Origin of the sequence: Thalassoroseus pseudoceratinae, assembly GCF_011634775.1 — a bacterium.
Lineage (GTDB): Bacteria > Planctomycetota > Planctomycetia > Planctomycetales > Planctomycetaceae > Thalassoroseus > Thalassoroseus pseudoceratinae.
Window position 1 is genome coordinate 229,345 of record NZ_JAALXT010000008.1, and the last position, 23,829, is coordinate 253,173.

At 55.3% G+C, this 23,829-nt stretch carries 30 protein-coding genes; 20 read left to right on the plus strand and 10 right to left on the minus strand.

What is annotated here, in order from left to right:
• Window positions 1–2: 2 nt before the first annotated feature.
• Together pglW and G6R38_RS25215 are read right to left on the minus strand one after the other, a co-directional pair.
• The gene (gene pglW, locus G6R38_RS25210) at window positions 3–4,256 is read right to left on the minus strand and encodes a BREX system serine/threonine kinase PglW (protein WP_166831571.1); all 4,254 of its coding nucleotides are present in this window, start codon (window positions 4,254–4,256) and stop codon (window positions 3–5) included.
• Window positions 4,257–4,294: 38 nt separating this feature from the next.
• Window positions 4,295–4,501: a MerR family transcriptional regulator gene (locus G6R38_RS25215; RefSeq protein ID WP_166831572.1), complete on the minus strand. Its 207-nt coding sequence runs from the start codon at window positions 4,499–4,501 to the stop codon at window positions 4,295–4,297.
• 77 nt (window positions 4,502–4,578) lie between these two features.
• Between G6R38_RS25215 and G6R38_RS25220 the strand changes: the two genes are divergently transcribed.
• From G6R38_RS25220 to G6R38_RS25240, 5 genes are all read left to right on the plus strand, one after another.
• Window positions 4,579–4,857, plus strand: a complete 279-nt coding sequence (locus G6R38_RS25220) for a hypothetical protein (RefSeq protein ID WP_166831573.1) — start codon at window positions 4,579–4,581, stop codon at window positions 4,855–4,857.
• Between the two features lie 637 nt (window positions 4,858–5,494).
• Window positions 5,495–6,130 carry a hypothetical protein gene (locus G6R38_RS25225; RefSeq protein ID WP_166831574.1) on the plus strand — a complete coding sequence of 212 codons (636 nt, stop codon included), beginning with the start codon at window positions 5,495–5,497 and terminating at the stop codon, window positions 6,128–6,130.
• A 469-nt stretch (window positions 6,131–6,599) separates the two neighbouring features.
• Complete coding sequence (locus G6R38_RS25230) at window positions 6,600–7,082, plus strand: hypothetical protein (RefSeq protein ID WP_166831575.1); 483 nt, start codon at window positions 6,600–6,602, stop codon at window positions 7,080–7,082.
• Window positions 7,083–7,205: 123 nt separating this feature from the next.
• The gene (locus tag G6R38_RS25235; protein ID WP_206028722.1) at window positions 7,206–7,433 is read left to right on the plus strand and encodes a hypothetical protein; all 228 of its coding nucleotides are present in this window, start codon (window positions 7,206–7,208) and stop codon (window positions 7,431–7,433) included.
• Window positions 7,430–8,323, plus strand: coding sequence for a hypothetical protein (locus tag G6R38_RS25240; RefSeq protein ID WP_166831576.1), 894 nt, complete (start codon window positions 7,430–7,432; stop codon window positions 8,321–8,323). Before G6R38_RS25235 ends, G6R38_RS25240 begins: the two co-directional genes overlap by 4 nt.
• A gap of 8 nt (window positions 8,324–8,331) precedes the next feature.
• On the opposite strand, the gene G6R38_RS25245 is transcribed toward G6R38_RS25240, so the two are convergent.
• The gene (locus G6R38_RS25245) at window positions 8,332–8,826 is read right to left on the minus strand and encodes a HEAT repeat domain-containing protein (RefSeq protein ID WP_166831577.1); all 495 of its coding nucleotides are present in this window, start codon (window positions 8,824–8,826) and stop codon (window positions 8,332–8,334) included.
• A 20-nt stretch (window positions 8,827–8,846) separates the two neighbouring features.
• Window positions 8,847–9,548: a carbonic anhydrase family protein gene (locus G6R38_RS25250; protein ID WP_166831578.1), complete on the minus strand. Its 702-nt coding sequence runs from the start codon at window positions 9,546–9,548 to the stop codon at window positions 8,847–8,849.
• A gap of 190 nt (window positions 9,549–9,738) precedes the next feature.
• Here G6R38_RS25250 and G6R38_RS25255 point away from each other — a divergent pair, with 190 nt between their 5' ends.
• From G6R38_RS25255 to G6R38_RS25285, 7 genes are all read left to right on the plus strand, one after another.
• Complete coding sequence (locus G6R38_RS25255; protein ID WP_166831579.1) at window positions 9,739–10,653, plus strand: ArdC family protein; 915 nt, start codon at window positions 9,739–9,741, stop codon at window positions 10,651–10,653.
• A gap of 221 nt (window positions 10,654–10,874) precedes the next feature.
• Window positions 10,875–11,174, plus strand: coding sequence for a hypothetical protein (locus G6R38_RS25260; protein ID WP_166831580.1), 300 nt, complete (start codon window positions 10,875–10,877; stop codon window positions 11,172–11,174).
• Between the two features lie 42 nt (window positions 11,175–11,216).
• Window positions 11,217–11,669, plus strand: coding sequence for a hypothetical protein (locus tag G6R38_RS25265; protein ID WP_166831581.1), 453 nt, complete (start codon window positions 11,217–11,219; stop codon window positions 11,667–11,669).
• Between the two features lie 96 nt (window positions 11,670–11,765).
• Entirely contained in the window at window positions 11,766–12,071 is a 306-nt protein-coding gene (locus tag G6R38_RS25270; RefSeq protein WP_166831582.1) for a hypothetical protein, read from the plus strand.
• A gap of 52 nt (window positions 12,072–12,123) precedes the next feature.
• On the plus strand, window positions 12,124–13,104 hold the full coding sequence (locus G6R38_RS25275) for an AAA family ATPase (RefSeq protein WP_166831583.1): 981 nt from the start codon (window positions 12,124–12,126) through the stop codon (window positions 13,102–13,104).
• A 55-nt stretch (window positions 13,105–13,159) separates the two neighbouring features.
• On the plus strand, window positions 13,160–13,609 hold the full coding sequence (locus tag G6R38_RS25280; protein ID WP_166831584.1) for a hypothetical protein: 450 nt from the start codon (window positions 13,160–13,162) through the stop codon (window positions 13,607–13,609).
• A 72-nt stretch (window positions 13,610–13,681) separates the two neighbouring features.
• Window positions 13,682–14,407: a tyrosine-type recombinase/integrase gene (locus tag G6R38_RS25285; RefSeq protein WP_166831585.1), complete on the plus strand. Its 726-nt coding sequence runs from the start codon at window positions 13,682–13,684 to the stop codon at window positions 14,405–14,407.
• Between the two features lie 118 nt (window positions 14,408–14,525).
• On the opposite strand, the gene G6R38_RS25290 is transcribed toward G6R38_RS25285, so the two are convergent.
• Window positions 14,526–15,467: a DUF5677 domain-containing protein gene (locus tag G6R38_RS25290; protein WP_166831586.1), complete on the minus strand. Its 942-nt coding sequence runs from the start codon at window positions 15,465–15,467 to the stop codon at window positions 14,526–14,528.
• 320 nt (window positions 15,468–15,787) lie between these two features.
• Window positions 15,788–16,654 (minus strand): endonuclease/exonuclease/phosphatase family protein, encoded by an 867-nt coding sequence (locus G6R38_RS25295; RefSeq protein WP_166831587.1) that lies wholly within the window; start codon window positions 16,652–16,654, stop codon window positions 15,788–15,790.
• 132 nt (window positions 16,655–16,786) lie between these two features.
• On the opposite strand from G6R38_RS25295, the gene G6R38_RS25300 reads away from it, so the two are divergent.
• The 6 genes from G6R38_RS25300 to G6R38_RS25325 all read left to right on the plus strand — a co-directional run bounded on the left by G6R38_RS25300 (window position 16,787) and on the right by G6R38_RS25325 (window position 19,122).
• Window positions 16,787–17,197, plus strand: coding sequence for a hypothetical protein (locus G6R38_RS25300; protein WP_166831588.1), 411 nt, complete (start codon window positions 16,787–16,789; stop codon window positions 17,195–17,197).
• 56 nt (window positions 17,198–17,253) lie between these two features.
• Window positions 17,254–17,682 carry a hypothetical protein gene (locus G6R38_RS25305; RefSeq protein WP_166831589.1) on the plus strand — a complete coding sequence of 143 codons (429 nt, stop codon included), beginning with the start codon at window positions 17,254–17,256 and terminating at the stop codon, window positions 17,680–17,682.
• Between the two features lie 70 nt (window positions 17,683–17,752).
• Window positions 17,753–18,172: a hypothetical protein gene (locus tag G6R38_RS25310; protein ID WP_166831590.1), complete on the plus strand. Its 420-nt coding sequence runs from the start codon at window positions 17,753–17,755 to the stop codon at window positions 18,170–18,172.
• A gap of 60 nt (window positions 18,173–18,232) precedes the next feature.
• A complete protein-coding gene (locus G6R38_RS25315; protein WP_166831591.1) occupies window positions 18,233–18,523 on the plus strand; it encodes a hypothetical protein in 291 nt (96 codons plus the stop codon).
• A gap of 56 nt (window positions 18,524–18,579) precedes the next feature.
• Window positions 18,580–18,822 carry a hypothetical protein gene (locus G6R38_RS25320; RefSeq protein ID WP_166831592.1) on the plus strand — a complete coding sequence of 81 codons (243 nt, stop codon included), beginning with the start codon at window positions 18,580–18,582 and terminating at the stop codon, window positions 18,820–18,822.
• Window positions 18,823–18,897: 75 nt separating this feature from the next.
• Entirely contained in the window at window positions 18,898–19,122 is a 225-nt protein-coding gene (locus G6R38_RS25325; RefSeq protein WP_166831593.1) for a hypothetical protein, read from the plus strand.
• A 293-nt stretch (window positions 19,123–19,415) separates the two neighbouring features.
• Here G6R38_RS25325 and G6R38_RS25330 read toward each other — a convergent pair whose 3' ends face one another.
• Window positions 19,416–21,413 carry a hypothetical protein gene (locus tag G6R38_RS25330; protein ID WP_166831594.1) on the minus strand — a complete coding sequence of 666 codons (1,998 nt, stop codon included), beginning with the start codon at window positions 21,411–21,413 and terminating at the stop codon, window positions 19,416–19,418.
• Window positions 21,394–21,708 carry a helix-turn-helix transcriptional regulator gene (locus G6R38_RS25335; protein WP_166831595.1) on the minus strand — a complete coding sequence of 105 codons (315 nt, stop codon included), beginning with the start codon at window positions 21,706–21,708 and terminating at the stop codon, window positions 21,394–21,396. Before G6R38_RS25335 ends, G6R38_RS25330 begins: the two co-directional genes overlap by 20 nt.
• A 211-nt stretch (window positions 21,709–21,919) precedes the next feature.
• Here G6R38_RS25335 and G6R38_RS25340 point away from each other — a divergent pair, with 211 nt between their 5' ends.
• Window positions 21,920–22,237 carry a hypothetical protein gene (locus G6R38_RS25340; protein WP_166831596.1) on the plus strand — a complete coding sequence of 106 codons (318 nt, stop codon included), beginning with the start codon at window positions 21,920–21,922 and terminating at the stop codon, window positions 22,235–22,237.
• A gap of 119 nt (window positions 22,238–22,356) precedes the next feature.
• Window positions 22,357–22,974, plus strand: coding sequence for a hypothetical protein (locus G6R38_RS25345; protein WP_166831597.1), 618 nt, complete (start codon window positions 22,357–22,359; stop codon window positions 22,972–22,974).
• 50 nt (window positions 22,975–23,024) lie between these two features.
• On the opposite strand, the gene G6R38_RS25350 is transcribed toward G6R38_RS25345, so the two are convergent.
• Both G6R38_RS25350 and G6R38_RS25355 read right to left on the minus strand, forming a co-directional pair.
• Window positions 23,025–23,162, minus strand: a complete 138-nt coding sequence (locus G6R38_RS25350) for a hypothetical protein (RefSeq protein WP_166831598.1) — start codon at window positions 23,160–23,162, stop codon at window positions 23,025–23,027.
• Window positions 23,159–23,827, minus strand: a complete 669-nt coding sequence (locus G6R38_RS25355) for a DUF4291 domain-containing protein (protein WP_166831599.1) — start codon at window positions 23,825–23,827, stop codon at window positions 23,159–23,161. The genes G6R38_RS25350 and G6R38_RS25355 overlap by 4 nt, the downstream gene beginning before the upstream one ends.
• Window positions 23,828–23,829: the final 2 nt, after the last annotated feature.

The window sequence follows — 23,829 nt, forward strand, 5'->3', positions numbered from 1 at the left end:
TATTATTTCCCACCCGCTTCCATTGATTCCGTTGTTGCCAGTTTGGGAGACCGCCCTCGATGCAGATTGTCGATCCATGGCTCGGAGACCTTGGCTCGTTGTCCTGGTGAGATCAGCGGAATCTCCGCATCATCAAGGAACGGCATGTCGCTCTGTTCGTCCGTCGCCACCAGTACCCAGACACCGGGGCACGGCACATCGTGGCCGGTGCGGTCCCGCAATGTTTCCAACAACGACATCATGTCGTAACGGGCAATCAGCCCCGGATGCACGAGCAGCAGATGCTCGTCCCGGTTGAGCAGGGCCTCTTCGATCTTGGGCTGAGCCATGCTCACCAGATGGAGCAGATTCTTCCAATCCTGACTGCCCGGATCACTGCCATCGGCTTGCTCGACCACGTTCCAATTCACATCGAGTTCCTGCGCTTCGGCACGCAGAGAGTCAAACAGCAGATCGTCAAACGAAACCCGCTGGATCGTGCGACCGTCCTCGTTGAACCGTTTCAGCAGATTGGCTTCGCACGCACGCATCCGACTGGGCCGAACCGTCAGCACGAGGAAGCCGCCTTCATCGTGGGCGTGCTGAAGCCGTTCCTCAAATTGCCGAGCATCCGCCATGTCGGGCGTGACTTCGACCTGACGAGTGCTGGTCGCCGTGGTCCGACGCCGGGGCATGGATGATCCCGACGTGTACATGATCGACGACTCCCGCCGATGGTACGTCGTGGTCTCCGGGTTCCAACGCACATCGAGACCGACACGCTCCAACAGAGCATCCAGTTCCGGGCGATCCGGCAAACTTTCCGCTTCGGGGTAACGGCTCTCGACTCGGGACCGAATCTGATCGATGGAGAAGCCGCCTTCGTTGTCACCCAGCCCCAATCCCGTGAGTGCGCCGATGCCCAACCGAAGCGCTCGCTCGGCAGCCATCCCGCAAGGGTAAAGCTCCTGCTTGGCCGACACCGCCGCCGAGCTACTCATCGCCGCCGCCAGCCGCAGAAGCCGTTCGTTGTTGAATGGCTGACAGCCTTCCGGTAGCGACGGCTGACTCACATCGAACAACTCTTGGAAGACCCGCAGCGGAGGCAACAGTGGATCAGCCTGAGCCAGTTCGTCCGCCACCTGACCGAGCTTCTCTGCATACGTCGCCACCTCCTGCGTGCAGGCAACCACGGCTTTGCCACCCACACGTCGAAGCTGGAAGCGAGGTTCGGCCAGTGAGGTTTCCGTTTCGACAATCGCCCGTGCAATGGCCGACGCCATGCGTTGTTGCTTGTCGGTGTCGAGAGTGTCCGCAGCAGGTCGAATGAGATTGGTCACTTCGATCAACTCGCCAATCGTGACCACGCCACCAAGACGCTGAATCTGTTCGTAGAGATCGCCACGCAGAGAATTGAGTAGTGGGTCTTTGGCCCAGCGGTTGCGATCCGCCTTCAACACCTGTCCCACACGGGCACGAGTGAGTGACAGAGCGTCGGCGACTTCCGACTGGCTGGGCCACAAGTCTGCGGCCTGACCTTCGGGGGCGCTGGTTCCGAGCAACGCACAACGAATCCGCCACTCAGCTTCCTTCTTCGCACTGCGTGCCCCGAGTACCCGCTGCTCCAACAGTTCGAGAGCAACAATGCCGGTTTGTTCGTCGTCGGTCGTGGATGACGGAGGCCGAACCGCTTCGATGTCGGGAAACCGATCCCGAAGCTCGGCCACGAAGCGAATGATCTCCTGCCGAGTCTGGTTGCCGACGCCACGCATCAAGTGGAGTTCGAACACCGGATACAGCAGCAGGTCACGCACGGTCAGGATGTTGGCACGTTCCAAAGCATTCCGGGCACGAGTGCTGAGACCGAGAGCGGCAATCGGCGTTTTGAGATCGACCTGATCCAGCGTGACGCTGAGATCGACTTCTTCACCAGTGGGAGTTCGGACCTTGCGCTGCTCGGCCTCTCGGAAGACTTGCTCCCAAGCCCATGCCATTTCCTTGGCGTTGTCGAACCGTTTCTTGGGATCACGATGCAGGGCCGAGTGAAAGAACTCCGTCAGTCCTTCTCGGACGCTGGAGTCAAACTTCTCGGCATCGATGACCAATTCACAGTCGGTCACAGAGGGATCGGACTTGTCATCGCCCCATTGAGGCAACACGCCCAACCCAGCCGACATCTCGTACAACGTGACACCCGCAGAGTAGCGCTCCGCCGCCAAGTCCCAACGCTGAGGTTTCCGGTTAGCCAGAAAGGGATCGATGTATCCCGGCGTTCCAACTCGGATGTTGTCGAGCGGGGCACCTGTCAACGAGAAATCGAACAGGATCAGTTGATTGCGCTGCTTGGTGAGCGAGCGGATGCCGATGTTGTCCGGCTTGATGTCCCGGTGAGCCACGCCATGTCGTTCCAGCGAGGCCAAGGCCGACAACAGATCGTCGCCGTAGCGGGACAGCAGATCGAAGCTGGGGACACCTTCTTTCCTAAGTAGTCCGGCCAGTGTTTCGTCACCGGCCTTCTGCAACACCAGAACCGTGTGACCGGCCATCTCGATCTCGTCGTGGATGGCAACGATGAACTCGCTATGGATCGACCGCAGTGCTTCGGCCTCATCGTGGAGCCGGGTGTTGTCATCTTCGGTCAGAGCGACCTTCAACACGAACTGCTGATTTTCTTTCGTGACCAACAGCGCCTTGGCCGTTGCTCCTTGCCCGAGTTCTTTCTCAACGACGTAGCCGCCTTCGAGCCGGTCCCCACGCTTGGCTTGTAGTGGATCGGGGACGAACGCTTCCTCGGGAGCGGTCAGTTCGTCCTCGACATCATCCAGCAGCGAGAGAAAGTCTTCGACCGATCCGACTCGGGTATTCACATCCGGGTGAGTACACCACTGGATCATTTCTTCCAACTTCGGCCCGACTCCATCGATGACGGCGGACAGACTAAGCCCCTTGTTCTCTCGAAGAGTCTTCGCCAACTCCGAAGGACTGCCAGCCGGTGGCCGGGAGGCGAACAAGTGGTATCCGATTGCACCGAGCGAGAACACGTCCGACGCTTCCGTCACCTTACGCTGATCCGAGATTGCCTCGGGCGACATGTAGACGAACGACTGGGCTTCCACCAAATCTTCGACGTTGGTAACTCTGCCCGACGTTGTGCTGGTGTCACGGACCCCAACTTGCCAGTTGTAGACCTGAAGCGTTGGCGACTTTGATTCGGCATCCGTCACCAAAATGCTCTGTGGACCCAGCGCCCGGTGAATGACTCGTTTCCGGTGGGCGTAACGGATGGCGTCGGCGATCTGCCGTAGCATGTCGAGCCGTTGCTCGGTCGTCAGTTTATGGCAGTTGGTGGCGAGGTAGTGATCGAACTGGCTCGCCTCGGGATCGAGGTAACGGAACAGCAGGGCCGGACCAAGCTCATGCTCCTTGTAGTCCAGCACCGGGAGGATGTTCGGATGGTTGAGCGACTGGATGATCTGGAACTCACGAGCCGCCGCCCGTTTGAGACGCTGGCGGTCTTCTTCCGAAGATGCTTGGGCTACGGTGTACTGCCGGACTCGGCAATGCACGTCGTCGAAGGACGCATGTTTGGCCAGACGGTCTTGGTAGCCGGGACCATCGGCGAGCAGCTTGCCCAACACATAGTCGCCGACTCGACGAGATCGTTGGGAAGGTCGAATCCCCGACTGCTCGACGGCACGAGAGAGCGCCTTGGCCACCTTGCTGTCGATCAGGCTACGACAATCGGAATCGACGCCCGGTCCTTCACGGTTCAGAAGAGCGGCGAGGATGCCCTTTCGTTCGGGGCGTGATTCTTCCGCTGGCCGATCTCGCAGGAGGACTCGGTTCCGAGCCGGACCAGTCAGATCGCATTGAAGTTCATCGGCAGACAGAAACACGAGCGCATCGAGCCACGGCACCCGCACCTTCTTGACCGCCTGTTGGGACTTCAGCAGCGAGACGAGCGCCTTGGCCTTACGGTTGGCCAGCATGACCGGGTTGTCTTCGGAGACGGTGCGGCCTTCGTGCGTGCGGGTCCACGTTCCAGCGTCACCACGGACACGACCGGGCCAGCTTTTGATCTCGACCAGCCAGAAGCCTTGCTTGGTGAGAACGAGTAGATCGACTTCGTAGATCGCCCCGTCCGGCGTTTGGAATTCGAAATTGGCCCACGCACGGTACGGGTCGTGATTGGGCAGACCCGTCCGAATGAAGTCCAGCCCACGCCGTTCCCATTCGTACTGGGATGGCGTGATGATGTTCCAACGTGGAGATTCCATTTGTTTCCCTGACCCTCAACCTGCTTCGTCCGGCTTGCTCAACCTTCCCTCTGCGTATCAGGCGGCTCTTGCAACTGACGAAGCAAGGCATCGAGTTCTTCCTTCTTGAAGAGTCGATAGTCGTTCACCGGATGCCGATGAGCGGCGATCTTCCCGGCGTTCTCCCAGTTGCGGAGAGTGTTCGGCGAGACCCCGAGATACTCAGCGGCTTCTGAAATGCGTAGGAAGTCCCGTAGGTTTTCCACAGCCTGACTCCTCGGTCTCTTTCGATCCACTCGACAAATGGCGACGACAGCCTTGGTAAACCTTACCAAAGTGCGTTATGATTGTCGATCAGGTGAAGGAGATGATTTCAGGCTTGGAGTTTTCAATGCGCATGACAGCGGCAAAAGAATCGGTAACTCTTGACCATTCGGTTGAGCAATTCGCCGAGCGAAAGCCTCAAGCCTTCCTGTTGCGACTTCAGGAGTCTGTGAGGACACGCCAAGGTTACAGTCATGCGATTGAAATGGGCACCAGCACCTTCACTGAGGTAAGTAAAGAAGCCGCTGATGCTGACCCTCGCTCGCACAGCTATTTCGCAATTGAACGGGAGACCTGATTGTGGCAAACGCATTCCTTCTTCGCTTTCAAGAATCTTGCGCTGAGGGTGACAACGCAACGGTGCTGGGGACAGCCACGAAGACATCCGTGTCACGGGAGCAGCCGGACACCGATCCTTCAGTCCGACTCTATTCTGCGTTGGCCTCTGGGACGGAGACGGTCACTCGAACCGCAACCGAGCAACGAGATTCTGACGCCACTGCTAAATCGAAGGCTTTACCAAGAGACATCAGCATGGGAACTCAAACTTCTACGGCTGTAAGAGAAACGTCGGACACCGACCCCGGACACGTCACCAATCGAGTGCTTCGCCGATGATTCTGACTCTGACCAATTCGGAAGATGCCACGGCAAATTACCTCATCCCTGTACTGGAGGATGCAGGTATTGCTGTATTGCGACTCAATACGGACACCCTGATCTCCAACGCCTCTGCTTCACTTTCTGGCGGTTGCATTTCCCTAACTGTTCATGGACACCGACTAGTTCCTGATGACGTGGCGAATCTCTGGTACCGTCGCCCAGAGCGACTCCGCCTTAGCGGAATCGACGAGTCGCCGGAATCACGTTTCGCAATAAACGAGTGGTCAGAGGCCATAGAGGGCTTTCTCGCCCAAATACCGAGACATCGGTGGATGAATCACCCTGCGGCTAACGTGAAAGCTTCAAACAAGCTTGAACAGCTATCAACTGCGAAAGTGCTGGGCCTTGTTACTCCGGGCACACTGTTAACTCAGGATGCCGCAACCGCTCGCCGATTCGCACAGCAGTTTGATGGTTTGATCATAGCCAAACCACTGTCGAACGGATACATCGAGCGACCATCCGGTAACGACTCACTGATCTACACGAATCTAGTGCAGGCGAATGATCTCGCAGCCGATGACTCAGAGTTTGCGTCATGCCCGACGTTATTCCAGCAGTATGTGCGCAAGCAATATGATGTCCGGATCACGGCTATCGACGACACTCTGCATGCTGTCGCACTTTATGCTTCGGGAGACGATGGGCAGCAGCGATGCGACATTCGACGCAACAACATGAACGATGTTGTGTATCAAGACATCGACTTACCCTCCGGTGTCGCCCTCGCCGTTCGACAACTCGTCAAGCATTATGGCCTTCGTTTTGCAGCAATTGACATGGCGGTTGATCTCGATGGCAATTGGGTTTTCTTCGAAGTGAACCCGAATGGCCAATGGGCGTGGTTGGACATTTCCGCTGGAATGCGAATCGCAGATTCATTCGTGAGGGCATTCAGCGATGTCTGAAAACGAGAATGACGATCAGCAGACGCCGAACCAAAAGACTGGCAGTATTCAGTGGTGCCTTGATTTATTTCATGATGCGAGAAGTGGGTTCGTCAATCGACTCGCTTACTGCTCAATGCGACTGTTTGGGTACGATGACATTGCGCTTGCGGACATCGAAAGAGGAGCCTACGACGGGCCGAAGCACAAGGATCGAGGTTTAGAAAATGCACACGAAACCGCACTGTTGCTTTCGTCGGCTAAGGAGTGTCATCGAGATGCTGAGGCGAGGCGGACAGCAATCACCGATAAGTGCAAAACCTTGCTCACGATGAGTTCGATCCTGCTGGGCTTAATCGGTTTACTTTTACCGAAGGCCTTCGCTTTCGATTCACACTGGATGCGTGCTGTTTGTTTCGTTGCAATTCTTGGATTGCTAAATGTTGTAGTCCTTCTGCTGACGTTTTTTGCTGTTGGTCGAGATGCCCGAATGACTCTTGACCAGTCTGAGGTTGATCTTGAGCCGAAGGATTTTGAGAAGAACCGCATCAATCTGTATTTGCAGTGCCAAGTGGCCTTGGACAATCGCACTGACTACTTGGTCGATCTGTACAAGGTGTCTCGGTTCTTTTTTCTTGCCTCATTCGCTCTTGTTGTCATTCTGTTTTCGATTTCGTTCCTGTCGAATTCAGCACGCAGTGAATCCAGCGAATTCATTCGACAATTGCGAAGTGACTCAAAGCTTATCGAGTTACTCCGTGGCCCAAGGGGTGAACAAGGTGGGGACGGGAACAAGGGCGATCAAGGACCACAAGGACCACAAGGACCACAAGGACGAAATGGTGAGAACGGGAAAGACGCTGTGATTGACGAGGAAAAGATTATTGATCGCATTCTCAGTCATCCTCGCCTAAGAAAGCGACTCGAAGATGCCATTGAAGCTAGGGAAACGCAGAAAGCACCGCCAGAATAACTGAACTGCGAGCGGTGGGACTCATGAAAGTTCTCTTCCTTCACGGCTGGCGCAGTATTCGGGGCGGCGTTAAACCGACCTACCTGAAGAACCACGGCCATGCCCTCCTGAATCCCTTGCTCAATGACGACGACTTCACCGCCGCCGTCCGCACCGCTCAAGCCAAATGAAGTGATCCTGCACAGCCGTTTTGACGACGTGATCCCGTTCAGCGACTCCGAGGAACTTATTGCCCAGAGCGGCCTGCCGCCTCAGAAGCTCATCGAAGTTGGCAACGATCACCGACTCGCCGAGCCTGAGCCACTCAAGGCGATGCTGGAGGCGTGTGAGCGGATTGGAGAAAAGAAATGACGCCAAATGATAAAGTGGCAATTCGAGACTCGATTCAAAACGTACTATCGACGATTCGTCGCACCGCATTAGGTCGAAACAAGACCGAGCTTCCGACAGCAGATTTTTCGAATGCCCTGAACGCCGTGGGGGAACACTTCGTTGACTTGCTATTGAGCAAAGAGCGCAGTGGGCAATGGTGGATTGACAATGAAGGCAATTCCCATGAGTGCATCATTTGTCGGTTAGGCGAGCGATTTCCCCGAAACTTCTCCCGTGGACTTTCGCCCGAATGGAGTTGGTTCCCGGCAAAAGCCAGCCGTCTTGCCGACCCAATGACTGGGCCTGACCACATTGTCAGCGTAAGAGTCCCATCACTACACATCAGCGGCACGGTATGTTTGGAACAAAAACTGCGTTTTGGCACTCCGGGGGATGCCTACGCTGGGGCCACTACCTACCTCAAGCACCTTCTTCATCGCTTGAATTATCCACGACCAACGGCCAAGAGCTTCCATCTGGAGTCTTACTACAACGGCCTTCTTGAAGCAGCGAAGGCAGTGTTGTGCAGGACCAAGAAGGACGGGTCACTTGCCTATTCTGGATCAGTCCCTCAAGTCTGCATGGTGTCTACAGGACTTGCACCGGGCAAAGTTGTAGTGATGGACAAGTCAGGTGACTCAAGAGTCGAGTGTGAGTATGTGGGGTTTTTAGCCCCGACAATCAACCACGCCGACCTTCAAAGTGACTCACCCGCTGCACAAATAACTCACAGAGCAAAGGTGAAATTGTGGATCGGACTTGACACCTTGCTGGAAGGCTGCACGGCGGAAGAAGTCGAGCAGGCTTGGTCAACTTCGGTCTCACGACTTACAAGTGACTTGTGTAATCCAACTTGGCGTAGCGACTAAAAGAGACTTCACTCGGCCGCATCCAAATACCCCTGAGCCATCCCTGCCAGCGGCGATTCCTCCCGAGCCGCTTCTCGCCGCAGCACGAGGTAAGCATCCTCGCAACGGCAAAGCCGCCACAGATTTGCCGCCGAGATCACTCGCTCGAAATCGTCTTCTGATTCGAGCCGTGGCGTAAGGAGCGGCACGATGTCGTCGCTGGTGTCCCTCATGACGTGAAGAGTGTTGAGCGCCGTCACTCGCACGAGCCGATCTTCCTCGTCTGAAATCAGCGAACGGACGGCTGCCAAGGCACGTTTGGCATCGGCAAAGTGTTCTTGGAGTAGCTGAAGCGCCAGCAGCTTCAGGTCGATGTCGTCTTGCTGTAATCCCCAGATCAGGCCATCGATTACGAGATCGCCGCCGTCCCAGAGTGCAGCGGCAGCCTCGTCCACCTGAGTCGGATGCTGCTCGTTCGTGGAATACATCCACAACACGTTTTTGATCTCGTCGAAGGTCGTCATCTGGGTATCTACCAAATGGCTCACTGAAAATTGCGGATCACGAACCTTCGGTTGATTGGCTGAACAGGGCGTTCCGGTTGATGGGCTTTCTCTTTCAATTTGCGGAAGTCAGCCGAACGGACGCCGATGGGATCGACAAATACAAGCCAACTAACAATCTCGCTGTACGGTTCAGAAGTCAGCGATCCTTCGTAGCGATACCACTGTGCATTGTTGGGCTTTTCAGGTACGAGACGGCGAGGGTCAATTTCGAACCTCTCTGTATCACTTGTCGTCTTCGATTTGTTCCCGACTTGCTTCGCCCACATGGCAAAGAAATCGAGTTCCTCCGCACTCTTGTCTTCGTCGAAGAACACTCCGACAACAACCAACTCTGAGCCATTGATTGGACTTGCAAGTCGATGAATTAAATGGATTTCGCCACCAAGGTCGTTCCCTTCGAGATCATGCTCCGATGGGGTATGCAGATGAATTTTAATGAGTTCTGCTGTCACGCCGCCCATGGTCAGCATCGGAAGGTGCGTGCCGGGATGAGGCTTGTCCAGAACGAAATTGCCGTGACCGTCCGCACCTTGAAACTCCCCTAAAAATGGAGCGTCACGGTAATCAAATTTCAAGAACGTCTTCGGAAACTTCACATGAAGCGAATTGTTCTTCACCAAGTTGATCGGTGACTGCTGTTTCCAGAAGTGCGTTGGAACATGATTCGTTGGTGCTGACATGAGCCGTCCCCGAGTTTGAGTGAAAACGTTGTCGTGAGAGTCTGCGATTGTCGCCGATTCTTTCGAGTCATTCCACTACGGGGTGCCTTCGCTCACTGCTCTTGTTCCAACAAGGGCAGTGGCGTTCCCGAAGGACACACAGGCACCCCCAAGTTCGTCGTTCCATCACTCACTCAATGGAGACGACGACATGGCCAAGCAATCTGCCAGCGACATCCGCACGGCGATCACCAGCACGATCATTGAAGCTCTCGAAGCAGGCGGTCTACCGCCATGGAAGAAATGCTGGGCCAACGATCCCAATGGCTTTGGCCTCGCTACTTCCCTCAGCACCGGCAAGCCGTATCGGGGGATCAACCAAGTCCTCTTGCAAGTCCTCGCCGCCAAGCGTGGCTACCAGAGTCGCTGGTTCGGCACGTTCAACCAGATAAAGCACGTTGCGGGCAGCATCCGCAAGGGCGAGAAGTCGATGAAGGTGGTCCTCTGGAAGCCGATCAAGCGGGAACGCACCGACGAGAACGGCAAGAAGGTGGATGATAGCTTCCTCGTCATGCGGGAGTTCTCCGTCTTCAACGTGGAGCAGGCCACAAATCTCGATCAATTCCGTGTCGGTTTCGTCCAACCACAGGAAACGGCCTTCGAGCGCTACGAACAAGCCGACCAGTTGTTCGACGCCATTGGTGCGGACATCCGACACGGGGGCAACAGGGCCTTCTACTCGCCGAGCGGTGACTTCATCCAGATGCCACACCGCCACCAATTCGATTCGGCGGAAGCCTACTACGAAACGTTGGCGCACGAGGCGATCCACTGGAGCGAGCGCAGGATCGGGTTCGACCGCTCGAAGGAAAACGACGCCTACGCTCTCGGCGAACTCGTCGCCGAACTCGGGTCGTGCTTCCTGATGGGCGAACTGGGACTGCCCACGACCGACAATCTCGACAGCCATGCTGCCTACGTCGGCAACTGGCTCAAGGCGATGAAGGGCGACACTCGCTTCATCTTCAAGGCGGCTGCGACAGCCTCCAAAGCTGTGGACTTCTTGCTTAGCAATGTCCGCCAACCCGAAGAGCAGCCCGTTCCCGAATCCTTGGGCACCCCCTAGTCAACCGTTCCTGATCGGGACAGCCGAGTTGAGCCACCCACGAAGTGATCCATCGGCTCTCGGGCCTCGACGCTCAATCGCAGCAGCAAGCATCACTCCCACGGTCTGCGCAGCGTGAAGTGAGCGGCTCTGTTCCTGCCGGGCCTTGAGACATCCGTATGGATCACCCACGGGCGGCTCGCTCGGTCTTTCCAATCCAACTTTTTGTACTGGAGCAGCCTATGCACCACATCCCCGCAACGATCACCGCCGAGGAACGTGACGCTCTGCAACCAATGCTGGCCCTCATTCGTCATCCTGAGCAGCTTTCGATTCGCACGATGTCCGGCGAGTTCTTCGACTGTGCCGACCACGCACTGATGGCTTTCCAGATTTGGCGGCGCATGGGCCGCAACAACGAAGCGACCGGCGAAGCATGGCGGCGTCTGATGCAAAGCGACTGCCCCACGCCGGACGTGATGGCGCTGGTTTCTTTCTACGTTCTCCGAGTCATGCACGACGACCAATGGGGCACCCCCTAGTACACCAACGACATCACCACCACTCACCACCGGAGAAGCGCCATGTTGAACCAAGCCAAAGCCCTGATCGCCAAAAGCTGGAAGAACCAGAAGGCCGACCTTCCGGTTGGTCGTCACGAGATTAACGAGACACTGCTCGTCCGTGTCCGTGGTCAGGTCGAGAAACACGACGATCAGATGATCGCTCCGACCGTCTCGATTCCTCTCGTGTCGGTGCTGGCTTTCTTTTGGGAAAGGGCCGGGATCGAGCGTGACGCAGCGATGGCCATGCTGCGGGACGCCTTGCACGAAGCAATGCTGGAGAACCGCAGCGAGGACGCCGCCATTCAAGCTCGGATCGAGGATGTGCAGGCGGCAATCAAGGCCGTGAAGACCGAATTGATCGGCACGCTGCCCAAGATGCCACGCTCGGGGCGACTCGACACCAAGGGCCTGTCCATCGACGTGCTGGCCCTGTCCGCCAACCAAGAGCGGCTGGCGGTCGAAGCAGCGTGAGTTGAGTGGTGAAGGAATTGGCGGCAATGGAGTGCCGCCATTCTTTCGAGGCACCCCCAAGTACATCGTCACCCACACTCGACAGGAGACCGAACGATGGCATGGGAAATCAGCATCAGCACCGAAGGCTGGCAGCAGCTTCGTGACAAACTCGACGACTGGGATCGTTCATCCCTGATCGAAGCGATCACCGACGACACGTTCGAGCGAGTGTACGAGAAGGGCGGTGAGCATCATGCCCAGCGTGCCGCCGACGCCGAACGCAAGCGACTCGAAAGCCTGTCGCACGATCTGCTGGCGGATCGAGCCTACGAACTGATCGAACAGAACTGTACCTGCGACAACGGCGGATTCGCCTACTGGATTGACCGGGAAGGCTACCACAAGGTCGTGCTGGAGTAGGCACCCCTGAGTCGAGAGAACACAATCCACATTTTGCAATGGAGCAACAACCGTGAACTTTCACGAGCAGGAACAAACACCGACCGAACTGCGTGAAGTGCGGCCTTCAAGCTTCTCGCACGTTATCGGTCAGGATCACGTCAAACAAGCATTGCAGATCGCTGTCGATGCGCACTTCCATGAAGGTGCGAGTAAACCACTCGAAGACATCTTGCTCTGCGGCCCGCCCGGATTGGGTAAGACAGCGTTGGTCTCTGTTTTGGCGGACGAACTTGGTTGCGATTCGAATTTCACTGAGGTCTTGGCCCAGAGCATCACCAACACAGCGGAATTGAACTCTGCACTTCTCGGTGTTTCTAAAGGCATCCTGTTCTTGGACGAAATCCATCTGCTGAATTCGGCTCACCAAACAGCGTTGCTCAGAATTTTGGAGCGGCGTTGCATCGAGATCAGCAACGGCAAGACAGTTACGTCCTTGCCCCTCGCCCCTTTTTGTCTGGTCGGTGCGACGACAAACCCGGAAGGTCTCGTGGCACCGCTTGTGGACAGATTCCGGCTCGTGCTTCATTTGGATTTTTACGACGAAATCCAGCTTGCCAAGATTGTCCAGCAGCGCTGCCACGCACTTCGTTGGGAGTACGACCCCGAGCTACTGCCTGAGATCGCCAAGTGTGCAAGGCAGACACCTCGAATTGCGATCAGATTGCTTGGTGCGGCTCGCCGAGTGGCTGTCGCTCAAGGCGCAAACAGGGTTGAAGTCGGGCACCTCCTATACGCTTGTCGGATTGAGCGGATTTCGTCCAGAGGTCTCGACAATTTCCAACAGAAGTATCTGCGTTTGCTCGGAACATCGAGCCAGCGACTCAACGTACTGGCGTCGATGCTGGGCGTGACGAGTGCAAAAGTTGTAACGGCAACCATCGAACCGTTCCTTTTGCGTTCGGCGTTTGTGGTCAAAACCGACAACGGCCTGCGGCAGTTGAGTCAGGCTGGCCGAGACCACCTTGCCGAGATCGAGGCTCTGAATGAATGAAATTCGCTCGAACAGCCGTCGCAAAGTTGTCCTGTTTTGATTGAGAAAGTGTTCCATGAACATTCCAGAAACGCCTACAAAAGCTGTCGTTTCGGTTCGAGAAATGGCCGAAATGTGTCTTCTTTCGAGGTCGAGGTTTCATGCTTTGATCCAAGCATCGGTCTTTCCTACACCGATCCGCAATGAGTCCTGCAAGCGTCCTGTTTACGACCTCGAATTACAGAAGAAGTGTCTTGAAATTCGTCGTACTGGGATCGACGCCGAAGGTCGCCCCGTCGTCTTCAACCGAAAGCGACGGGCCAGTGGGGCAAAGCAACGCCCTCGACCGAGAGTAAACGCCACCGACCATGCTGATCTGATCGAGTCGCTCAAATCGCTTGGACTGCAAGCCAAGGCCGAAGCTGTCGAGTCGGCATTGGGGGAGTTGTTCCCGAATAGTCAGGCTGATGTAGACGAGGGTGAGAAGGTGCGTCGAGTGTTTCTGCACCTTCAGCAGAAGAAGTAGGCACCCCCTATTTCGCAGAACAAGCGGATCACGAATTAGAACCGCCATCTTTCCCCCTTGGAGTGTCCACCAATGACCGAAAACAACGCCAACGGCGTGCCACAAAACGAAAAAGCGAAATCGGAAATTGTCTCGCAGATCGCCCGGATCGTTCGCAAGCACGGTCTGACCTACGATGACTGGCGGTACGTTAGCAAGCGAGTCCGACAAGCGTGTGAGCTTCGACCGGCGAAGAAACCAAAGAAACTGCCCAACGTTCTCAACGCCACCGACTTTCGCCGGTTCTATCGTGTCGTCGATCAAGCCGACGATGTGCAGCACTCGCTGATGTTGCGGCTACTGTTCTTCACCGGCGTTCGTGTAAGTGAACTCTGCCAGATGCAGGTCGCCGATGTGGACGTGGAGAACTGCAAAATCAGGATCAATCAGGGGAAGGGTAGTAAAGACCGCTACGTTCTATTCGGTAAGACCTTCGCCACTACCTTGCGGACGCACATTGCCGCCCATCCCAAGAACCGTTGGCTGTTCCAAACTCGCCGCAACACGAGGTTCTCGACCCGGCGAGTCCAGCAGATTGTGAAGGATTACGCCGAGAAAGCGGGAGTGAAGGCCACCCCGCACACATTCCGCCACCAAGCCATAACTTGGTTAACACGACATTCTGGTCTGGCCGACGCCGAGCTTCAACTCATCACCGGCCACGCACGTCGGGAGACGCTTGCCATCTACCAGAACATCGCACTCGATGGCGACTTGGAGGAGAAGTACCACGAGGCCATGAAGAAGGCCGATCTTTAGGCTTTTGGGCACCCTCTAGTCCGGGCGAACAATAACCACACTTTCTCTTGGAGAAATCACATGAGCAGAACCGCCATCGCTAATGGCCAAGACGAGACCAATTAGAGTGTAATACCAATCACTCTTCCGACTCAGTTGAATTGTCGCTTCGCTTCAAAGCATGAAACAAGGTCGCCATAAATGCTGCTTTCCGATAATCAGGAGCGTCCCGATTCATCTCTTCGGGCGTAACGATTTCTGGCCACCTCGGTAGTAGGTCCAAATCTTGTTGGATCATCTTGACGGCCTCTTGCACTTCCGGTGGAGGCAAAATGAAGTCGTGGAATGTATTGAAATAGAGCAGCAGTAAGTACGCTCCGTAAACCGTGCAAAAATGCCGGTAGTAGTCTTCAAAGTTGCGGGGGCTGAATTGCATCTCAGCATCCGCTTCCGGTCCCCATCCCGATCTCATGAGAACATTTGGATTGAAATGAACCATGTCTGATGTGATTGAATAGATGTACTCGTATAACTCAAGCATTCCATGCCGTTCTGCCAAATCTCTTGTCGTGGGAGCCACCTTCTTTCCACCCAAATTAAAGCCTACACGACTCCATAGTTGTTGCACCTTAGCGATGGTCTGACTTTCTTCTGGAGAATTTTTCGGGGGAGCAAGTATTGGTTGAAATGGCCGATTCGCAGAAAAAAACTTTTGCTGAATTGCCAGATTTGATGTAAGTCGCATTGCAACAAGTTCGAAAGCCAGACCATTTCTGTCGGCACTCGAAGCATCACGCCACGCACGAAGGACGATAATGTCTTCGCAAATACCTCGCAGCGTCGGCGCAAGGAAAAATGAAGGGCAATGGTCGGCCAGAGTCCTCGCCGCCACGGTGTTGAACTCAAAGCACTTCGAAAAGGACGCTCGCAGAAGGACGTTATATGCACCGTCGCTTTTGATCGCTGCCTTCCTTCGCTCAATCACGAAAGGTTCTATCGAGGAAAGATGCTTCGAAAGCGATTCGCTGAACATGTCCGCATAGGATTGGTCTGTTGAACTTTGTTTGTCTTCATCGCTCATCGTCGTACACACTCTCTTGCAGTTGGGTTGTCATTGTTGCGCACACCGTCTTTCACCATTGACTTTGATTTTGGGTTGGCGCAGGACCAATATGAAGAGTTCGACTCGGGCCGTGGCTACAACCAACGCCTTCTACGGTCTCCGCTCCTTTAGACGTTGACACCAACATTGATCGACCTCTGGGGGAGATCGAGGACCACGAATCAATTCTACCTCAACTTGCTGAATCTCCCTGTAGTCGGTCCTGCTGGGAGCGAGTTCATGAGGCTGTCATGTTGGTACGCTGCTTCTGGAGGCACCTGCTACGCCCTCGGCAGGACTCATTTCTCTTCGCCGAACACGGCCAACTGGGGAAGGTGATCGCTGAGGGCGAACGAGTTCTCGTCGGCGATGTTCAGGCGGAACGCTCCCTCAAACAGTGGTCTCGATTCGCTGATCTGCTCGGCAATCGGGCCAGTTGCCATGACATAATCGATGCGATACTTGGGATCGTCGGCCTTGATTGTCGAACCTTGACCTTCGCCCACTTTGGCGAAGGTATCGATCCAGCCAGCGTCGATCCAAAGCTTGTATTCCTCGGAATCCGGGCCGTGGTTCAGGTCGCCGATCAGCAACATCGAGCGGCCTGATTCGAGGTCGTCCTTCATCGCTGCCAGCATCGCCTTGATCTCTTTCAGGCGGACGGTCGGATCGGCAACCGGATAGAGGTGAGCCGAGTGAACGATCAAAGACTCACCGTTGGGCAACTTGACCGTACCTCGTCCCCAGTGCCGAGTGAACAAGTCTTTCGGACGCTCGTACCCGAGCGGAACGTTTTCTGAACTGGTGATCTCGTACTTGCTGAGCAGCGTTCCCGGCCAGTTACCGCCGCTTGGAAAACGGACATGGTTCATGCCGAGATGCTTGGCGACTTCCTTCGTAATCGATTCGGTTGGTGACTCAGAAAAGTTGATGATGTCCGGCTCATACAAGGCCAGTTCCATCGCCAACCGCTTCGCCATCTGACCTTTCTCGACCGCTTTCTTTGCCAACAGGCGGTCTGCTGGCCAGCCTTTGCAAGCATAAATGTTGTAAGCGATGACTCGCAGCGTTTGCTGCTTCGTGTCATCTGCGAACGCTGGAAGAACAACGGTTGAAAGTCCGGCAGCACCAACTGCGGTGCAGAATTGGCGTCTTGAAATCGACATGGAAGTGCGTCCTTCTATGAGTTGTTCGTGTTACAAGAATTGTCGCACGGACTATTTCATCAGTCCACCGCTACGGGAGGCACCCCAAAGTATGCCAGTCAAGCAATCCAACTTTTGCAACGGAGACTGGCTATGCCCGAGATCACTGCCACCTTCACACTAAACGGCCAAAATCTGACCGACGTTCCCGTAATCAATCCGGGTGACTGGTTCGGCAAGACGTGGCTGCTCGAAGTGGGAGGCTGCTACTCGCCGCTCTTCCTTGTTGTTGAGGCGGACAGCGCCTCCGACGCCATCGACGAACTCGCCGACAACGAGCAGTACGGCCATCACATCGTGGTCGATGAGGCCGATCTTGGGGACTACGACCCAGAAACGTCCAGCTATGGGCCGAGTGGTCAGGTGATCGACCTCGATCATCTGATGATCCACGGCTGCGACGGTTGTGACGTTCCCTTTCGCTGCCGCTACCACGGCGACGGCCTGCCTGCCGATGGCGTGCTGCCCACAGACTTCTGCTGGGATGACCGTGACGACGACTGAGGCACCCCCAAGTCGCTCAGACAAGTCACATTTCCTTAAACAGCAGGAGACCAAACATGGGATGGCTCTTTCCGCACGGTGCTGATCGCAAGAGCTTGATCGAAGATCGCACGAAGTCTTGGGAACGGCAGGTCGGCGAGATGACCGTCACCACCGACTGCTTGAAACACTGCTTTCGTGGCGGTCGATTTCGGGGCGTATTGTGGACGGTCTGGCGCAGGCGGTTTGTTGTAGCTGGTCGAGAGGTTCGCCCGGAGGAGCGTTGGATCGGCTGCGACCTGCTCCAGTACAGCAGAGAGAACGAGGGGTTCGGCTACAAGGACATGACGGAAGCCGAATACCCGTACTACTTCTCAGCGCCGTTGTCGTACCTCGACCTCGTGCCGCTGGAACGCTTTGGTGGCAATCCCGATTGGCGTGCCGAAGTGACCGAACATCACCGCCGCCGAGCCGAGAAGCGAGCGGAGCGGTCGAAGACGACCTAACCGCATCGAGCGTGGGCACCCTCTAGCTGAGTGTTGGCAAACCACATCCATCACTCAGGAGACCGTGCCCATGCAATTCAGCATCATCTACAGCGTCGATGTCCCCGCCGAAGTTGACATCGATGACTTCGCACCGCCCCAAGTCGATGAGCTTTGGGATCAGACCGAGGACGACTCTTGCTACGAGTATTCGTACCTCGAAGGCCGCTGGGAAGAAGGATCGCACCGGAAGTGGTGTGCGATCCTCGACCGTGAACAATTCGACGCCTTCGTCGAACGCTGCGGCCTAATCGCTGAGGACGTTGAGACCATGGGGAGTCTCGGCGCACCGGGGTTCGGCTTCGGCTGGGCACCGGCCATCTCTTTCAACGGCGACGATCCCGACGCTATCCAGAACGCCTACGTCACGCCGCTCATCGAGACGGAACGAGAGCTTGGCGAACGTGAGTGGGATCGAGTTCGTGAAGCGGTGCTGTCGGTCTACGGCTGAGCGAGGCACCCCTTAGTTCAACGTCACAGCATCATCACCGCTCAACACAAGGAGTCACACATGGCCGCCGAACGAAGGCAGTTGTTTCCACTCGGACAAGTTGTTGCCACGCCGGATGCACTCGCAGCCCTCGAAGAAGCGAACGAATCCGCTCTGCCCTTGTTGTCCCGCCATCAACATGGCGACTGGGGCGACTTGTGCGATGAAGACCGGCAGTTGAATGACGAGGCGGTCAAGGATGGCTCACGCATCTTGTCGTCCTATGTCCTTGAAGCGACCGCCCAGAAGGTCTGGATTATCACCGAGGCGGACAGGTCAAGCACAACGATTTTGCTGCCGCAAAATTACTGATCCGAGGCACCCCCTAGTCCAGCGTCAGAACAACTCACTCACGGAGACACGAACAGATGCAGAACGAAGTCGAAAACGCTCGCCGGGAACTTCTCAACGAAGTGAATCAGGACGCTGAGCGAACCAGATTGGAGGAGAAGTACGGCGAAGTCCTCACAACAAGTGAGATGCAGGAACAGTACACAGTCGAAGGCTTCCTTGCTCCCTTCGTCGTCTGCCGCCGCAAGTCGGATGGCAAGCGTGGGACGCTGATGTTCTCCCATTCGCCAAGGTACTACTTCGGCTGGCAAGAGGATTGATCGGATGGTCTCCGTGCCAGCCTCGGTTCTGCTCGTCGTGGGATCGAGGCTGGTTTTCGTTTTCGGAGCGAGGACATGGAACGAAAGCAAGCACATGTCGGAATGCTGGTGCTGCTTGGCGGCGACGGAGACGTACCGACCGTCGCACGGATCATCAAGCTGAACCGAGCCAGAGCAAAGGTTGTCGTCATCGACGGGTGCGAGTCGAAGACGGAAGGAAGCCGATGGAACGTGCCCTACGCACTGATGAAGCCGGTTGATGAAACATCTGTGACCGAAAAAAGTGGGCGGCAAAGTTGAAAATCGAGAAATTCCCATCGAAAACCTGTCGGCCAAAGCAGGTAGGGTGGACTTCCCAATGACCATAGGCCCACCTTTTTTATTGTTCCTCGGCAGATTTTGTTCTCCGTGGGTGCTGACGCCAAAGTCAGAAATCGGAACTCGAAATCCCGCCGCCGAAATAATCCGGCCTGTCAGTAGGTCGTCCACTCAGACTTGTTGCAAAAGTTGTAATGACCGGGCGGCAGTTGTTCTGATCGTGGGCGTCAAACGGGAGTTGAAAGGCTGGGACTCCTTCAGAAATCCGCCGCCGCTCAGTCGTCGTCCGCCATGGTTGTCGATTCCGGCTGAACTTCCTCCAAATCGGCCATTTGCTCGTCAAAACTGGGGATTTCTCCCAATCTCGGGTCTCCCCTCCGAAAACGGGAGACAGAATATAGTTCCATTTGTTGTGGGGGGTGTAAGAAGGAGAGCGACGAAGCAGGTTCGCCGAACTTGTACGCCATTGCCTTTCCAATTCCGTACCGCCTTGCTCTACGATTTTGACCGCCACCTTTCTTTCGAGGGTGGTCATAGTCAACGGCAATGTACAACCACTCCATTTCTCGCAAACAATCAAAGAAGGCGGTCTGTTTGTCGTGATTCCTCAATTTCAGGTCAAAACCTTCGAGAATTGAGGGCAATGCTGAAACAGGTAGCTCACGATCACAGCCTTTGATGTACCGCACGAAGAAGGCCATCGCTCGAAACAACCGCTCTTGCTTCTCAGGTTTTTGTGACTGTTTCTCGCCGAACACGATGGGAGCTAGTTTCTCGACCAACACTTGCTGTTCCTCGGCGGTAAACGTGATCTCAACATCTGCTGGCACCACGGGCGGGGGAGCTTCTCGCCGGGCGTCCCATGTTGTCTTGTCTGCCAGCCGGAATCCAATCTTCTCCCATTCCGCCGCCACGACCTGCCAAGTGTACGACGGATCGTTCTGCCAAATGCCCCGAGCAATTCGGCAAATGTCTGTATCCACCTTCTCCCGTTGGTCTGGCAGGCGAGAACAAACTGAGACATCCGGCAATTCATCCACGAAACGCATCACGGTTTCGACGGCCTCAACCTCAGAGTCGCCTTGAGCGTGTAATACACTCAGCGTGATGTAGATTCCTGCGTTGAAGTTGGCAAACAAGCCAAGGTCTGCATCGTTCCACAGCTTGACCAACTCGCCACGAGTCTTCCCCCGCAGCTTGCCTTTCGTCTGACGCTTCTTGCTAGCAGCCTGTTTCGCCGGTTCGTGAACCGGCGAAACAGAAGCATTGTAGCCATCCTCGGCGGCGCAACTCGGATCGAGACGCTCCATAACGAATGACAGGACCGCATTCTTTTCCATGTGTTGCCGGTCCCGGTCGATCAGCCAATTTATGTACCCTTCGACATCCTGCCTCAGTTTTCCTCGCCGCCAGATGAAGTGCAGTGGCTTGTCCAGCAGGATGATGCGGCCTCTGGCCAACGGTAGACGTTGCCCAAACTGACGAGCGGGAAACACTTCCACTGGCTTGATGCCTTTACGCTCCTCTCTGGGAACAGCGCTGATGCTGTCTGCCGTCAAGAAAATGTCAGGGTGTTTCCATTCCAACTTTTGGAATTCTTCTTTCAACCACTTTCGGCGAGTCTTCAGTGGTGACTTGTTACCGAAGAATAGGATTATGTGAACGCCCCGAGCATCTCGCTCAGCCACCTGAACGTGACAGCGGTGCTTCCCGTGAAAGTGGTCCAACAAGACTTCGAGGCGTCGAAGGAACAGTAAGTACGGCACGTTGTGTAAGTCGAGATCGATCATCAAATGGCACGAGTTCTCACCTCCGAAGATGCCGTATTCTTCTCGTCCAGAAAGATGGCTCTCGGCACGCTGAAGCGTCATTGCCTCTTTGAACATCAGCCAGCCTTCCTCGTCAATCGAAGAATCCCAGTGTCGCTCGCCTGCGGAGTCAGTGACATACGCACCTTTGCAGCGTTTGATGAGTCGCCTGCGATTGGCTGGCTTCACGAACGCCCGAAAGAAACGCAGCTTGGCAAGCTCCAATGGGGAAACGTTGGCAGGCGTGGTCTGGTCCTCGTGGTACAGTTGAATGAGCTTGACGATCTTTGCCGTGTGATCGATGACCGTCATTTGTCGTTCTTCAACGACCTCCATTATCGCAGCCGGTTCTACTTTGGCTTTGACCATCCTGCCTCGAATTCTCCAGCCGGTGCGAGTGGCTAGTGTGCTTGGTACGTCCTTCCATCGACAGAAGACTTGCGGTTTACCTTTTCGACGAGCCATTGTTTTCCTCCTTGTTTTTGGCTGCCGAATTGTTTGAGTGAGCCTCCCGCATTTCAAGAGCATCCACTTGATCGGCGGTGTAGTAAGCACGCCGCATCAGTTTCACCGCTGGCTTTGGCAGTCTTCCTTTGGAAACCCGCCAGCGGAACGCCTCGTAGCTGAGACCCAGCCGAGCCGCCAATTGTTTTTGGTCCAAAAGTCCCAAGGCTTCACACATCTCCGACTGTGAGATGCGGGAGAAGAGTTTGGGGCCGAGAGTCTGAAGTGCGGATGTGAGTAGTTTGTTGTCTGTCATAGAACATGCCTCCTCACTAGCAGAGTGTGAAGGCCACCATTTTGTGACAGAAACTGCGGTTAGTCGTCTTTCCGAACAGCGATTTGACCCATTCTTTAATTTGTCGTAGAACGCTCCCACTTGCTGAGAAAACTCAGGGCGACATGCGACTCACTGCATGATTGGCTTGAATGCGTATCAGTAAGAGCCTCATCGGAAAGGAATCCGACCAATGACTACGCAGTCACAAAAAGCACCAAACGCCATCGTGGAATGGCTCATCTCGCATGGAGATGCCTACAACGAGAAAACTCTATTCCACATCGAAAATGCTGATTGGGAGATTGAAGCGTACAAGACGATGTTCGACTCATACGCCCTGAACATCGTGAGACACGACCGATCTCAATGGCTCTCATGGGAGACCTGCGAAGGCAGGTGCTACTACCAAGAGGGTCGCCCAAACGCTCCAACCAGAAATGCCGCCGAGGTGATAGCTGAGACGCTTCTCGGCGAGCTTCAGGCACAACACGAAGTTGCAAGCGTATAACTTGGTGTGAACGATGCCCTCTCTGTCTTGGCAGAGGGGCATCAGCTTTCGTTAAAACAGTTGGAACTCAAGCTCGGCGGGAAGATTACGACCGGGTAGAGACTCAAGGATCACGGACGATGAAAAGAATCAACAGACGAGCAAAAAAGCCAATTCTTCCTTCGACGAAGAGGCGGCACGACGACGGGTTAACCCGTACTTCTTCGGTACGGACTCTCTTATGCTGGCATGATGGAAAGCACGTCGAGCGTCACGAATGCGCTAAATGTGGGCGAGAGTATGAATCGCCAGATTTGTGGTGCGAGAATGGCTGCCACTTCAACTTTTTCATAGGCAAAGTGAGCATCTATTTCGATTCCGTGTTGAGTAATTCGGTATCGTGTTACGAAGCCAGTGAAGTGAAGTTCGGGCATCAGCGGCACGCTCAATACGAACATTGCCCGTTTCTTTACTTCAAGGAGAGAGGCAAGCGGAGAGGATCGATCTGGCACGGCTCTTCAATCCACTGGGTGGTGGTGTTACGGGGATGGATGCCCGGACTGGACTTCGATCAGGTGAATGCGCTTGCTGGAACAGATGAGTGCATCTTCGAGGATCGCTCCGAAGCAGCTTTTCAGTGGCGTGAGAAGCGTCACAGAGAAGAGCAAGAACGCCTTCAGCAGAATGTCCACAAGCTGAACAAGATTGGCAATCTGATCGAGGCCGGGTCTGGCGATCCAGCAGCCTTCATCGACTGAAACTTGGACCGAGCCGCCTGCGATCTTTTGGGGCGCAGGCGGCTCCTTCATTACAACTTTTTGAACGCACAGGGACCGCTGCTGTGCTGCTCCTCCTGAAAACGCAGGCCGAGCAACTCGTAGAAGCCAACTGTTTGGGCAGGGTCTTCGGATCGGATCACGAGCAGGTTGAGTCGAGGTGCCGTCATTTCTCGTTCTCCGACGAATTGCCACGCCAATCAGTAAGTCCCACGTTGGCTGCGGCGGTCGTACATTTCGGCACATAGACGTGTTCGGAAGGGGTCAGCAGTTTTCCTGATTGCCAATCGCCGATTAAGTCACGCTGTCGAGCCACGAAGTCGCTCATGTCGATGATCTCGACAATCTCTTCCTTTCCGTAGGCATCCAGCGACTTCCCCCGAAGACCAAGCTGGATCGCTCTTCGCTCGCATTTGCCGCCAGTTGGATCGTGGTCTGGGTCCCACTGGAGTCTCACGTCGGAAGATGCCACTGCTGCCTTCCATGCGTTGTGGTTCTCAAACAACTCTGGAACGAATGACGAAGGAACGGCCTGCTCCAACAGCGAATCGAAGAATGCCCGTCGCAGACGAATCGCCAGCACAACTTCCTGTCCCTGAGACCGCCCCCAATCGCTGCGATACATCATCCACAGAAAGTTCGGCTTGATCCAACTCATGCGGCTGTAGCTGAACTCGCCGCCGAAGTGACCGTGGGTGACTGCGAAGTGCCCAATCTCAGGTCGATACGCCTGATAGACGATGATCGTCTTGTCATCAAACTGGGCGAGGATGTGACGGCCAGATGTGGGCCATTGAAGAACCTGTTTGGTATAAGGATGTGTTGCCAGCGTCATTC